Origin of the sequence: Desulfospira joergensenii DSM 10085, from assembly GCF_000420085.1 — a bacterium.
Lineage (GTDB): Bacteria > Desulfobacterota > Desulfobacteria > Desulfobacterales > Desulfobacteraceae > Desulfospira > Desulfospira joergensenii.
Window position 1 is genome coordinate 477,265 of the sequence record NZ_ATUG01000003.1, and the last position, 13,578, is coordinate 490,842.

The 13,578-nt window shown below is 51.4% G+C and carries 13 protein-coding genes; 5 read left to right on the forward strand and 8 right to left on the reverse strand.

The genetic code is table 11. The features are described 5' to 3' along the window. Positions 1–2: 2 nt before the first annotated feature. Genes pilB through F608_RS0126390 form a run of 3 tightly spaced genes read right to left on the reverse strand, consistent with a single transcriptional unit; the run spans position 3 to position 4,288 of the window. Positions 3–2,210 (reverse strand): type IV-A pilus assembly ATPase PilB, encoded by a 2,208-nt coding sequence (pilB, locus tag F608_RS0126380; protein ID WP_022668750.1) that lies wholly within the window; start codon positions 2,208–2,210, stop codon positions 3–5. 20 nt (positions 2,211–2,230) lie between these two features. Further along, the gene (locus tag F608_RS0126385; RefSeq protein WP_022668751.1) at positions 2,231–2,440 is read right to left on the reverse strand and encodes a hypothetical protein; all 210 of its coding nucleotides are present in this window, start codon (positions 2,438–2,440) and stop codon (positions 2,231–2,233) included. Positions 2,441–2,449: 9 nt separating this feature from the next. Continuing rightward, on the reverse strand, positions 2,450–4,288 hold the full coding sequence (locus tag F608_RS0126390; RefSeq protein WP_022668753.1) for an ABC-F family ATP-binding cassette domain-containing protein: 1,839 nt from the start codon (positions 4,286–4,288) through the stop codon (positions 2,450–2,452). Positions 4,289–4,468: 180 nt separating this feature from the next. Between F608_RS0126390 and ppdK the strand changes: the two genes are divergently transcribed. Further along, positions 4,469–7,183: a pyruvate, phosphate dikinase gene (gene ppdK, locus F608_RS0126395; protein ID WP_022668754.1), complete on the forward strand. Its 2,715-nt coding sequence runs from the start codon at positions 4,469–4,471 to the stop codon at positions 7,181–7,183. A gap of 184 nt (positions 7,184–7,367) precedes the next feature. Here the strand turns inward: ppdK and F608_RS36360 are convergent, their stop codons facing one another. From F608_RS36360 to F608_RS0126410, 3 genes are all read right to left on the reverse strand, one after another. Continuing rightward, positions 7,368–7,805, reverse strand: a complete 438-nt coding sequence (locus F608_RS36360) for a hypothetical protein (RefSeq protein ID WP_022668755.1) — start codon at positions 7,803–7,805, stop codon at positions 7,368–7,370. Positions 7,806–7,808: 3 nt separating this feature from the next. Continuing rightward, positions 7,809–8,603: a response regulator gene (locus F608_RS36365; RefSeq protein WP_022668756.1), complete on the reverse strand. Its 795-nt coding sequence runs from the start codon at positions 8,601–8,603 to the stop codon at positions 7,809–7,811. Between the two features lie 95 nt (positions 8,604–8,698). After that, the gene (locus F608_RS0126410; RefSeq protein WP_153307611.1) at positions 8,699–8,962 is read right to left on the reverse strand and encodes a hypothetical protein; all 264 of its coding nucleotides are present in this window, start codon (positions 8,960–8,962) and stop codon (positions 8,699–8,701) included. A gap of 160 nt (positions 8,963–9,122) precedes the next feature. Between F608_RS0126410 and F608_RS0126415 the strand changes: the two genes are divergently transcribed. Further along, positions 9,123–9,920 (forward strand): CheR family methyltransferase, encoded by a 798-nt coding sequence (locus tag F608_RS0126415; RefSeq protein ID WP_027363150.1) that lies wholly within the window; start codon positions 9,123–9,125, stop codon positions 9,918–9,920. Positions 9,921–10,011: 91 nt separating this feature from the next. Here F608_RS0126415 and F608_RS0126420 read toward each other — a convergent pair whose 3' ends face one another. Continuing rightward, positions 10,012–10,857: a pyruvate, water dikinase regulatory protein gene (locus F608_RS0126420; RefSeq protein ID WP_022668759.1), complete on the reverse strand. Its 846-nt coding sequence runs from the start codon at positions 10,855–10,857 to the stop codon at positions 10,012–10,014. Positions 10,858–10,938: 81 nt separating this feature from the next. On the opposite strand from F608_RS0126420, the gene F608_RS0126425 reads away from it, so the two are divergent. After that, entirely contained in the window at positions 10,939–11,370 is a 432-nt protein-coding gene (locus F608_RS0126425) for a hypothetical protein (RefSeq protein WP_022668760.1), read from the forward strand. A 24-nt stretch (positions 11,371–11,394) separates the two neighbouring features. Then, entirely contained in the window at positions 11,395–11,682 is a 288-nt protein-coding gene (locus tag F608_RS0126430; RefSeq protein WP_022668761.1) for a DUF503 domain-containing protein, read from the forward strand. Here the strand turns inward: F608_RS0126430 and F608_RS33500 are convergent. Next, positions 11,669–12,046: a peptide chain release factor family protein gene (locus tag F608_RS33500; protein WP_022668762.1), complete on the reverse strand. Its 378-nt coding sequence runs from the start codon at positions 12,044–12,046 to the stop codon at positions 11,669–11,671. The genes F608_RS0126430 and F608_RS33500 overlap by 14 nt on opposite strands. 117 nt (positions 12,047–12,163) lie before the next feature. On the opposite strand from F608_RS33500, the gene F608_RS0126440 reads away from it, so the two are divergent. Next, positions 12,164–13,483 (forward strand): MFS transporter, encoded by a 1,320-nt coding sequence (locus F608_RS0126440; protein WP_022668763.1) that lies wholly within the window; start codon positions 12,164–12,166, stop codon positions 13,481–13,483. Positions 13,484–13,578: the final 95 nt, after the last annotated feature.

Genomic DNA, 13,578 nt, shown 5'->3' on the forward strand with positions numbered 1-13,578 from the left:
CTTCAGTTCATGGGTTTCTTCTGGATCTGATTGATAATGTTGATCATCCGTCTGTCGGTCTGGTGGAGGCGTGCGGCAAGCACGGAGAACAGGTGCTTGGCCACTTCCGGATACTTTTCAATGATCTCTTCCAGCTTGTCGCCGGGGAAGCGTTTGATTTTGGATCTTCCCTTGGAAACGATGGAGGCGGATCTGGGATCCCCGGTAATGGCGGACATCTCACCAAAATAATCCCCGGGCTGGGTGATTTCGGCGATTTTCTTTCCGCCCTTGACCACGTAGAGGGCACCCTGGACCAGTTTGAAAAAATCAATGTCTGTATTGCCTTCCCGGATAATGACGTCCTTGTCCTCGTACTGTTCCACATCGGGATTAACCAGGTAGGCCGGCAGGGCCTCCTTGGTGATAACGGTTTTCCTGAGCACCTCTTCCAGAGAGGTTTCCGTGGTCCTGATCTTCTGGAGCCCGGCATCCCTCAGAGTGACCATTCCCTCCTGGACAGCCACCTTCCTGAGCTGGTCCTCGGCAACCTCGGCACTGATGGCCTTGGCCACCTCCTCGGTCACTTCCATGAGTTCGTAAAGCCCTACCCTGCCTTTGTATCCGGTTCCGTTGCAATTTGAACATCCATTGGGCCCGTAAATTTCCAGATCATCGACCTCATCCTTGGAAAATCCGTCAAGTTCCAGATCCTCGGGATTGTGGCCGGTGACCTTTTGTTTGCATTCCGGGCACAGCCTCCGGGCCAGGCGCTGGGACAACACCATGGTGACCGAAGAGGCCAGCATATAAGGGGGAATTCCAATATCCACGAGACGCCCAATGGTGGACGGGCAGTCATTGGTATGCAGGGTGGCAAAGACAAGATGGCCTGTCATGGCCGCCTTGATGGCGATCTCGGCCGTGTCGATATCCCGGATCTCCCCCACCATGATAATGTCCGGATCCTGGCGGAGAAAGGCTTTCAGGGCAGCAGCAAAGGTCATGCCCACATCTTCCCTTACCGGGACCTGGTTGATGCCCTTGAAGTTAAACTCCACAGGGTCCTCGGCCGTGAGAATCTTGATGTCGTCCTTGTTGAGCCGGTTGAGAATGGAGTAAAGGGTGGTGGTCTTGCCCGAGCCTGTGGGGCCGGTAACCAGCAGCAGTCCGTACGGCCTTGAAATACAGCGCTTCAGCATATCAAAGGTGGAAGATTCAAAACCCAGGCGGGTCAGGTCGATACTCAGGGCGCTCTGGTCGAGGATTCGCATGACAATGCTTTCCCCGAACAGGGTGGGAAGGGTGGATACCCGGAAATCAACGGATTTGCGCCGGCCCAGCCTCAGCTTGATCCGGCCGTCCTGGGGCACTCTTCTTTCGGCGATATCCAACTGGGCCAGGATCTTGAGCCGGGACACCACGGCATTTTTAATGGAAACGGGAAGATTCATGGCCTTGTACATGCCCCCGTCCAGCCGGTACCGGACCTGGAAAGACTTTTCAAAGGGCTCGATATGAATGTCGGACACCCCGTCATTGATGGCCTTGGTAAGGATACCGTTGACCAGTTTGATGATGGGGGCATCCGAAGCCATGAACTCATCCTGATCATCCTGGAGATCGGTGATGCCGACTTCCACTTCCTCGGCCGCTTCGGAAACCAGGGAACCGAAATCATCCACTGAAGTGACCGGCTCATCGTCTTCACCCTCATCTTCAAAATGGAGAAAACTCTTGTACTCATCATCGCTGATCTTGTAAAAATCACGGTAGGCCTGGATGATATCGTTTTCAGTGGCCACAAAGATCTGGAGGTTTTTCTGGGTGGATTTGGTCAGCATCTCCACCAGATCTGTGTCTGTAGGCTCTGCCATGGCCAGGGAAAGATCGTCCCCTTTCAGTTTCAGGGGGAAGACCATGTGATTCTTGGCCTGGTCAAAGGGAAGGAGTTCCAGGGCTTCGGCCTGGGGTTTGATCTCGGAAAACCGGACTACGTTGTAGTTGTAAAGCCGGCCCAGGACATTGATAATGGTGTCGGGATCGATATATCCCTTGTTGAGCAGGATGGAACTGAGTCTTTCCTGGGTTTTTTTGTGAACACTCAGGGCCTCGTCCAGCTGCATGCTGGTGATCTGGCCCTCTTTTGAAAGGATTTCGCCGATGCGGGTCTTGCCGGCCCCGGACTGGTCCTTGATGGTGGATTTAAGGCTTGAGGCTGATTTTGCCATTCAATCTTTCCTGACCCTTTTTACTTATAGTTCTTAAACACTCTGATTCCCCCGGCCATAACCAGAAGGACGCCCAGGGTATAGAAACAGAATTTTACCAGGCCGAGCTTCTGGCTGAAGAATTCTATCTCCCCTACCCTCGGCATGACCTGGGGGATGCGGTAAAACACCCCCAGACCCACCGCGATCAACAATATACCATAATAGAATGCCAATCTTTTTTTGTCCATCTTAAACTCTTACCTTTCCAAAGCTGTCAATTCAGTGTCAAATTTCAGTTTCTTGGTTTCCAACTCCTCTGTCAACCGTTCCAGGTCTGTGAACAGGTTCTCTATCTCGTTTTCCAGTCCGGCCAGCTCCTTTGAAAACTCCTGAATACCGGGCCCGTCCTGTTCCATGGATGCCTCCAGAAGCTTCTCATTGATCGACCGGGTCAGGGCTTCTTTTTTTTCGATTTTGTTTTCAATTTTGTCTATTTTTTTCTGGACAGGCTTGAGCACCCTGGAGCGCTCAGCAATAATGGCGGACTTCTGCCTGCGCAGCTTCTTTTTATTGGGGCCGGCCGGCTTGGACTTTTTTGCGGTCGAAGTCTCCTCTTCCTCCCAGCCTTCTTTTTCGAGAAATTCCTGGTAAGTTCCCTCAAACAGGCTGATCCCGTCGCTTTTAAAGACCACCAGGCGCGTGGCCAGGGCGTGAAGAAAAAGCTCATTATGGGTCACCAGGACAACGGCACCGGGAAAATTTTCCAGGGCTGCGGCAAAGGAATCACAGGCTTCGATATCAAGATGGTTGGTGGGCTCATCCAGCAGCAGCAGGTTCAGGGGGCTGAGCAGAAGTTTTCCCAGCATGACCCTGGATTTTTCACCGCCGGAAAGCACGGAGATTTTTTTCAAGGCGGCATCTTTTTCAAACATCATGGCTCCGCAGACATTCCGGCAGGCCTGGCGGTCAAAATCCGGGTGGGAGTTGATCAACTCCTCTTCAATGGTAAAATTTTCATTCAGGGTCTGGACATTGGTCTGTTCAAAATACCCCAGGGAGACCCCGGGATTGAGCCGGAGTTCTCCGGATCCGGATTCCAGGTTCCGGCTCAGCAGCTTGAGCAGGGTGGTCTTGCCCCGGCCGTTCTTCCCGATAATGGCCACCCGGTCCCGGGGATAGACGGTGAGGGAAAAATCCTGGATCAGGGGGGTCTCCGGGTCCCATGAAAAATTGAGATTCTGGGCGATCAACACCTGTTTTCCGTCAAAGGGAAGATGGTTGAATGAGAATTCCAGATTTTTCAGTTCCTGGAGTTTATCTTTGGTATCGGTCTTTTCCAGGGTTTTTATCCTGGACTGAACCATGTTGGCCAGCCTGGCCTTGGCCCGGAACCGGGTGATGAACTCCTCGATTTCCTTTTTCCGTTTTTCTTCGTTCTGGCGGGTCTTCTCGTATATTTCTTCGTCCTGGGCCACCTGGAGATAGTATTTCTGGGTATTCCCCTGTATCTTCCGGATCTTATGCCGGTGGACCCCTGCAATATGGGTGACCACATTGTCCATGAACCCCCGGTCATGGGTCACCAGAAGGACTTCCCTGGGCCAGGAAATCAGAAATTGGGAGATCCACCGGATCGAGGTGATGTCCAGATAGTTGGTGGGCTCATCCAGGATCAGAAGATCCGGATCCGATACCAAGACCTTGGCCAGATTAAGCCGGACCTGGTATCCCCCTGAAAACAGGGCCGGGTCCTTTTCCATGTCCGGATTGGAAAAACCCAGGCCTGCGAGGATCTTTTCCGCCTTCCAATAATGATCCCTTTCGTGATCGGCAAGCCCCAGCATGGCCTCTTTGAGAACACTCTCTTTTGAGAAACTGATCTTCTGGGACAAAACCCCCATCCTGTAGCCCGAAGGACAGGTGATCCTTCCCTCATCCGGATGATCCATGCCTGCGATCATGTTCAAAAGGGTGGTCTTTCCGTGTCCGTTCCTGCCCACAAGCCCCACCCTTTCCCCGGGATTGATCTGCAACCCGGTATTGTCAAACAGAATCTGGTCTCCAAACCCCTTGGATATAGACTCGATATTTAACATTTCTCTACTTCCTTTTTCCGTATCATGAAATTCCCATCATTGGTTTTGTTTCGGTCTACAATACCATTGTACGGTTTTTTTATAAACCCAAGTTTTTTTCTTGACTTGAATTTTTAATTTTTTAATAGTTAAAAGTTATTCAATGAACACTAATTTCAAAAATTTACTTCAGAGGCGGATATGACAAAATATATTTATGAGTTCGGTCCCCGGCGGACCGAAGGGGACGCCACCCGGAACGATCTTCTCGGCGGGAAAGGCGCCAATCTGGCCGAGATGGCCCGGCTGGGGCTTCCCGTTCCTGCCGGTTTCACCATCTCCACTGAATGCTGCAACCATTATTTCGAATTGGGGGGGAGGTTTCCCGATACCCTGGAAGACGGAATTCTCAAGGCCCTGGCCAATGTGGAAAATGAGATGAACATGAAATTCGGGGACAGGGAAAATCCTCTTCTGGTTTCCTGCCGGTCCGGTGCCCGATCTTCCATGCCGGGCATGATGGAAACCGTCCTAAACGTGGGGCTGTGCTCAAAGACCATTCCAGGGCTGATCCAGAGAACTGGAAATGAATGGTTTGTCTATGATGCCTACCGGCGTCTGATCATGATGTACTCTGATGTGGTCATGGAAAAGGCCGATCAGGTCATTTCCGAAGACGGCATGGGAATCCGCCTCAACCTGGAAATGATGATGAACAACCTGAAAAACGACAGGGGATATGAAAATGATACGGATATCTCCGTCGATGACCTGAAGGGGCTCTGTGACCGGTTCAAGAAAAAGATCAAAGAGTACTTGAAAACGGATTTCCCTGATGATCCTTATGATCAGCTCATGGGTGCCGTCGGTGCGGTATTCAAGTCCTGGTACGGGAAACGGGCCGTATCCTACAGGCGGATCGAGCATATCCCGGATTCCTGGGGAACCGCTGTCAACGTCCAAAGCATGGTGTTCGGCAATATGGGAAATACTTCGGCCACCGGGGTGGCATTTAGCCGGGATCCTGCCACAGGGGAGGATAAATTCTACGGGGAATGGCTGGTCAATGCCCAGGGAGAGGATGTGGTGGCCGGAACCCGGACCCCCAACCCCCTGAACAATGACACGAAAAACCGCCAGAACAAACATCTGCCTTCCCTGGAAGAGGCCATGCCCGACCTTTATGCTCAGCTTTTTGAGATCCGGAACCGTCTGGAAAGCCACTATAAGGATATGCAGGACATTGAGTTCACCATTCAGGAGGGGCGTCTTTACATGCTCCAGTGTAGGAACGGCAAACGGACCGCAACAGCGGCCCTGAACATGGCCATGGATATGTTTGACCAGGGAATGATCGATGAGAAAACCATGGTCTGCCGCCTGGACCCCAGGGTTCTGGATGATATGCTCCACCCCATTGTGGATCCGGCCGAGGAGCAGAAGGCCGCCAAGGTTGCCGAGGGCCTTCCGGCAGGACCCGGAGGGGCCTGGGGGGAAATCGTTTTCACGGCCGAGGATGCGGTGCAATGGGCCAAAACCGGGAAAAACGTCATCCTGATCCGGGAGGAAACCAATCCTGAGGATATTGAGGGCATGAGGGCCGCCTCGGCCATCCTCACGGCCAGGGGAGGCATGACCAGTCACGCGGCCCTGGTGGCCAGGGGTTGGGGAAAGTGCTGCATCGTCGGTGCCGGTGCCCTGAAAATCAACATGGAAACCCGCCAGGTCAGGGCCGGGACCCGGGTGTTCAATGAAGGGGATGTCTTTACCCTCAACGGCACCAAGGGGATGGTCTATGAAGGCCGGCTCAAAATGAAGGATGCAACCGAAAATTCAAGGTTCAAACAATTCATGACCGCTGCGGACAAGTACCGGACCATGCAGGTCCGAACCAATGCCGATACCCCGGAGGATGCCAGAACCGCCCTGGAGTTCGGTGCCCAGGGCATCGGCCTTTTCCGTACCGAGCATATGTTTTACGGGGCTGACTCTGACAGGGCCCTGTTCCTTCTGCGGAAAATGATCCTGAGCCAGTCCCGGGACGAACGGCAGCAGGCTTTGGACGAGCTCTTCCCCCATGTGAAAAAGGAAATCTATGAGACCCTAAAAGTCATGGACAATCTGCCGGTAACCCTGAGACTGCTGGATCCGCCCCTCCATGAGTTTGTGCCCCAGTCCGAGAAAAATCAGGAGGAGATCGCCAGGGCCCTGGGCATAGACCCGGAAGAGGTAGTCCGCCGGTCCGTGCTGCTCAAGGAGTCCAATCCCATGATCGGCCACAGGGGAGTCCGCCTGGGCATCACCTTTCCTGAAATTACGAGAATGCAGGTCATGGCGGTTTTTGAGGCCTCTGCCCAGTTGATCCAAGAAGGCGGATCTCCTTTGCCTGAAATCATGGTGCCTGTGACCTGCAATGAAAAAGAACTGGAGTTCACCCGGAAAATTGTGGAGGATTGCCATGGACAGACCCTGGAAACATACGGTCTAAAGACGCTTCCCTATCTATTCGGCACCATGATTGAAATCCCCAGGGCCGCCCTGATCGCCGATAAGATGGCTGAAACAGCCGAGTTCTTTTCCTTTGGAACCAATGATCTGACCCAGATGTGTTTCGGATTTTCCCGGGATGACATCGGATCCTTTATGAACGACTATATAGACAATGCCATTCTGGCCTCTGACCCCTTTGAAACCCTGGACCAGGAGGCAGTGGGCAGTCTCATTGAAATCTCTGTGGAAAGGGGAAAAAAGACCCGGCCCGATATCAAGCTGGGCATCTGCGGTGAGCACGGCGGAGATTCGGCCTCGGTGGAGTTCTGCCACAGGGCCGGTCTGACCTATGTGTCCTGCTCCCCCTACCGGGTCCCCATTGCCCGGCTGGCAGCAGCCCAGGCAGCCATTAAAAACGGGGCCTAGTCCATCGGAGGTAAATTAGAAGCAGGTAAGGGGGCTTTCACTGCTTCCCCGGGTCCGGTCATGACCGGACCCGGGGAAGGCCGACCCGAAACTTCCCGTCCATGGGATGGTTTGAGCGGACTTTACAGTTCCAGCCCCCTGCCCTGCTGCATGGGATGAAGAAATCCAAACGATCTGATCCCGGTTAATCGAGATCGATCCAGTACCGTGTCCAGGGGCATCGTTCCTTGTAAGGGAACTTCATCAATTCCGTGGCAAGAATCGTAAAATCTTTTTCCCGGATGGTATAGTAGACCACATGTTCCTTGCCGCTCAGGGTCTCAACGCCCAGGGCAACGTAAAGGACCTGGAAACCGTCTTCCACACTGCACCGGACGGCTCCGGTAACAATGGTCAGATCTCCTTCATCCCTGACATCGAAAAGATCGATCATGGTGATCTTAAAGGCCTTGCCCTTGAAAGGGGAGACCGCCCCGGTCCGGGTCAGCTCGCAGGTGACAAAATTTCTGAACCTGGCCTCATATCCTGCAAATTCATATTCGCCGGCAGCTAAGGGATCTGAAAACAGGGTCTGAAAGAGGATGGCCGATAATAGAAAAAAAATAAACCCAATCTGCTTCATGGATCAGCCCTCTTCCATGACCAGGGTTTTGATGGTGTTTTGAAGATCCTGGAGTACCACGGGTTTCAGCAGCACAGACCCGGCCCCTGAAAACAGGGACAAAAGCTCTTTCCTGACCGTATCGTTCTGATACCCTGTTTCCACCAGAATGGGAATCAGGTGATCTATTTTTAAGATCCGATGGATAAACTTACCGGATCTCATGCCCGGGGCCTTATGGTTGGCGATGATCAATTTGAATTTTCCCGGCTGATTTTTAAAGGCGGACAGGGCCTGTTTGCCGTTCAGGGCAACCATGGGGGTGTAGCCCATCTTTTCGATCACAGAGGAAATCAGACGGGCCCGGGTATCGTTGGAGTCGATAACCAGTACATACCGGTCCCCGAGGAGAACCGTCCCGTCTGCATCATCGATATCTCCCCCATAGGGCCATTTTCGTCCTTCAAAGGGATGCAGCCGGGTCACCTCTATCTCATAGGCTTTTGAGGAGATGAAATTGTCATTATCATCATCTTCGACCTTGGCAATGAATTTTTTGTTCCTGGCAATGTACTGCCTGAGCCATTGTCGATACCGTCCCTGGTCGTCCCCTTTGAGAATCAGCAGCTTGGGCCCTGCTGAGGTACGGACCTGAATGGAATGGTAAATCAACGGGGTTCTGGAAAAATCTTCCTGGATCTCTTTGTAATTTTCTTCGAGAAATTCCATGATATAGTCCCTTGCAAGAACTTTAACGGGCAGGAAAAGGGTGAATGCCAGGACAAATAAAAGAAAACTGAATATGGCTTGTTTTTTCATGAACCACCTTGAATAACCATGGGCTGTTGCTAAAAATTGATTTAAAAAGGGGATCGACAGAACCGGATCAAATCTTGAGGGAAGATCCTGGAGTTTCAGGAAAAAAGCCAGGTGAGAACGATTAAAATAAGGTATAGAAAACCGAGCAGGATTAAATGATTTTTATGGTCTGTCCGCCTTCGTGCCCGGGACAGGCTCAGGGCAAAACTGAACAAAAAAACAGCCAGGCCCAGGATAACCGTATACGCCAGATATTTTAAAAATTGAAAATCCCATGCGGTTCTCAGGCTCAGACGGTAAAACCGGTCAAAAAAGGTCTCAAACTCCGGCTGGGCACGGTGAAACACCAGAAGGCTCACAAAGAGGATCACCCAGGCGGCAAAACTCAGAAAAATAAAGAGCCGGGACCTGAAATCCGCTGTGCGTCGACGGTCTGAATTTTTGTTTTCCGGATTGATGTGCGGTTTCTCCCATATATTTATAATTGCTTTTGCCCGGTTAATATATTATTTTTGTGGAATGAATGCCATAGCCCTTTCCAGAAAAGAGTATCAGAATTTAAAGCAGCTGGTGTACGAGGCTTCCGGCATCAATCTCCATGAAGGAAAGCTGGAGCTTTTAAAATCCAAACTTGCCAAGCGCATGCGGTTCACTGGCAAATCATTTAAAGAGTACCTCTCTTTTCTGAAGGCAGATGAAAAAGAGATCATAGAGTTCATTGATACGGTTACCACCAATCACTCTTTTTTCTTCCGGGAGAACAACAGCATTGAAATGATTCTCACGGACTTCAATTCCCGACCGGATAAAAAAACACACCGATTTAAAATCTGGTGCGCAGCCTGTTCCACCGGAGACGAACCCTATTCCCTGGCGGTTCAGTTCAAATCCCTGGGACTCAACTTTGAGATCCTTGCCACGGATATTTCCCATTCCGTTCTGGCCACGGCTGTTCGGGGGATATATAGAAACGACAAGATCAAAAATGTGCCCAAACCCATGCTTCACAACTATTTTCAAAGAGGCTCGGGCAAGTACCAGGGATATATACGGGTGAAAAAAGAGATCATAGACCATGTCCGGTTCCAGAAATTCAACCTGATCAATGATCCGGCTCCTTCGCATAAATTTGACGCTGTGCTGTGCAGGAATGTCATGATCTATTTTGACCATGACACCAGTGAGAAAGTGGTCAACAAACTCTATGAAACCATTCTGCCCAGGGGATATTTTGCCATTGGAAATGCCGAAAGCCTCATGAACCTGAACCATCGGTTCAAGTCGGTTCCCAAGGTGCCCAGCCTCTATAAAAAATAAGGAAAACCGGTTCAAGCGAGGGGGAAAAGGACGGGAGAGTCAATTCCCGGTATCCCCTGTCTTTTTGAATTCCTTATCATCAATTTTCCATTCAGAGATGGGCCTGGCCCCGGAATCTCCGGGTGATCATCTCGATGATTTCCTCGGCACTGGTTTCAATGGGTTTGCTGGAGACATTGATCATGGAGTATCCCCGGGTGATATAGTATTTCTGGGCATCCAGGACTTCCTCTTCTATGGCCTTCTGGGAGGAGTATGCGTAGATATCCGACGCCCCCAGGCTTTCCTGGCGCATTTTCCGGTGGGACAGGAGCTGTTCCACATTGATGTTCAGGGCGATTATCCGGCGCCGGTCCACATCCTCCAGGGCTTCCGGCATGGGGACCCCGGGAACAAAGGGGATATTGGCCACCTTCCATCCCATGACCGCCATGTACATGGACAAGGGAGTTTTACCGGCCCTGGAAAGCCCAACCAGGACGATTTCAGAACCGGTCAGGGTTTCCGGATTCATCCCGTCGTCATGGGCCAGGGAGAAATCTATGGCCGAGACCTGCTTGAGGTCCACATGGTGGGTCTCCCGGTAGAGCCCCGGCTTTTCAAGGGGATCCTGGTTCAGAAAAGTCTGAATTTTGGAGAGTACTGGCCCCATGAGGTCGATGGTGACGATGCGGTACTCAATCCCCTTCCGGGTCAGGTATTTCCTCAGTTCCGTATTGACAATGGTGTGAACGATGAGGCTTTCAACATCTTTTACCTTTTCAATGAGTTCATCCACCTGACTTTCCGTCCGGATGTGGGGAACTTTGACAACGGTGATTCCATTGTCCGGAAATTGTACCAGGGTGGATTCAACCAAATGAAAACCGTTGATGCCCTGGCCGCAGGAGGCCACATAGATCATCTGGAACTCTTTGGATCCGATTTCATCAATCATGGATTCAGTCCTTTATCCGATTCAAAATTTGGGGTATATATCATACAGGCTATATAACCCAAAACAGGAAACCAGGCAAATATGACACATGAAGACCAGGGGCACTATGCCCGGAAACATCCGGGTGTCCAGATGGATCCAAAGATCAATCAAAAGATCAAATTACTGGCCGGCAAAGGCAGCCTCACCTGTGCAGATGCCCACAGGGCCGCAGGCGATCTGGCGGTAAGCCCGGCCGAGATCGGAATCCAGACCGATCTTATGGAACTTAGAATTTCCCAATGCCAGATGGGGCTGTTTGGTCACGGCAAAGACCACAAAAAAATAGACCCGTCCATTGAGGTGGATGAGGCACTCTGGTCAAGGCTGGAAAAAACCGGAAAAAACGGCAGGATCTCCTGTGCCGAGTGCTGGGAGATCGCCCTGGAATTCAAGATGAAAAAACTCGATATCGGATCGGCCTGCGAAAAACTGGGGCTTCGGGTCAAGCCCTGCCAGTTGGGAGCATTTTAGCCCTTCAAAAGAGCAGAAAAACCCATGGTGGTGGGAATCGGAAAAATAAAATTCAGGTTATTTGATGTCAATTCCCTGAAAGCCAAACGGAAGATCGTCAAAGCCGTTGTCACAAGACTGCAGAACCGGTTCAATATCAGTGTCGCAGAAACCCGGCTCAACGACAGTCACGACTGGGCCGAGATCGGATTCGCCCTGGTGGGCAACGATGTGAGAAAAATCAACTCCAAGATAGACAAGGTGTTCAACCAGGTTGACGACATGGGCCTGGCCATGGTTGCCGATACAAGTATGGAAATCATTCATCTTTAGGCGGCATTTGGTCTGAGATCCCTGCCTTTTTCCGGCTCTTTCTTTTCCTCCGAAGCTTTTGCTTCCGCAGTTTTTCAATCTCCCGGGTTTCCCGGCTCATCTTTCCGGTACTCTTTTCCTCAAGCCTGTCCACCAGGCTGCGCAATGCCATGAACCGGTTCAGATGCTGGGATCTGTGCTTTCCGTATTTAACAAAGATCCCGGTGGGAATGTGGCGGACAAATACGGCAGAAGAGCTTTTATTTACTTTCTGCCCTCCCCTGCCCGAAGATCGGATGAATTTTTCTTCAAGGTCCTGTCTTTGTATGCCCAAATCAGCCATCCGTTTTTCCAGGGCGTCCAGTTTTTTCTTGTCCGGTCCCATTGCCTCTAAAACATCCTCCTTTTCCCTGCCCGCCGGAAATGTAAAGCTGTTATATAGCATATTGGCTTGAAAGATGATAATTAGGATGAATTTTTAAATTGATAAAGGGTATCTGATATGACAAAGGAAGCAGCCGGAACCTGTGAGCCCAATCCCCTTGGATTTGAAATGGCAAAGTGGTCCATTTTTTTCATCCTGATCCTGACCTATATCCTGGTGTATTTCCACCGCATGGCCCCGGGTGTGGTTTCCGAGTTCCTCATGGCCGAATTCAAGACCACGGGAACCCGGCTGGGAACCCTGTCGGCCATTTATTTCTTTGTATATGCATGTATGCAGATCCCTTCCGGAGTCATCGCAGACACCCTGGGAACCCGGACATCCGTTGTCTCCGGAAATCTGGTGGCCGGTATCGGCTCCATTGTATTTGGAATGGCAGGCTCCTTTGAAATGGCCTGTGCCGGCCGTTTCCTGGTGGGGCTTGGGGTCTCCGTGGTATTTGTCAGTATCATGAAAAACAACTCGGTATGGTTCCATGAACGGGTCTTCGGCCTGATGAGCGGGCTGACCCTGCTCTTCGGCAACCTGGGTTCCGTGCTGGCAGCAGGCCCCCTTTCCTCTCTCCTGACCTTTTTTGAATGGAGAATGGTCTTCATGGGTATCGGCTGCCTCTCGCTGGGTCTGGCTTTTCTAGGATTTCTCATGGTCAGGAACAGACCTGAGGACATGGGCTTTGCTCCGCCCAATCTCTATTCGGATCAAAACAAAACCCAACCCAGACCCGGAAACTGGATCAAAAACCTGGGATCGGTGATCATGGTCTTGAGAATCTGGCCGGGATTCTGGGTGCAGTTCGGGATGATCGGCGGGCTTTATTCCTTTATGGGGTTGTGGGGAATCCCATATTTGAGGGATGTTCACGGACTGACCCGGGGAACGGCCGCCGATCATATGACCGTGATGCTCTTAAGCTTTGCCGTGGGAGCGCTTTTTTTCGGGTGGTTTTCCGATAGAATGGGCCTTCGCAAACCCATCCTCATTGCCAGCGTAGCACTTTATAGCTTGTCCTGGATTCTGCTTATGTATACATCCTGGTCTCCCGGACTTCCCGGATATCTGCTCTTCGGATTCATGGGCTTTGCCGGATCAGGATTTGTCCTGACCTTTGCCTGTGCCAAGGAGATTATCCATCCCGAACTTTCAGGGATGGCCGTGAGTGTGGTCAACACGGGATGTTTTATCGGCACGGCTCTGATGCAGCCGTTATTCGGCTATCTTGCCGACCAAACCTGGGCCGGCACCCTGGAAAACGGGGTCAGAATTTACGCGGCCTCGGATTACCACAACGGGTTTATTGCCATGTTCATCTTTGCCCTTCTGGCCCTGGCCGCATCTTTCCGGGTCCGGGAAACCCATTGCCGGAATGTCTGTGTCTGAGGATATAAAGATCTCTGCATTGCATTGCATTGCACCATTGGGCAATATATGGCCTGGTAATCTTCATCTGAAAAGAATGTCTACTGCCTTTGATC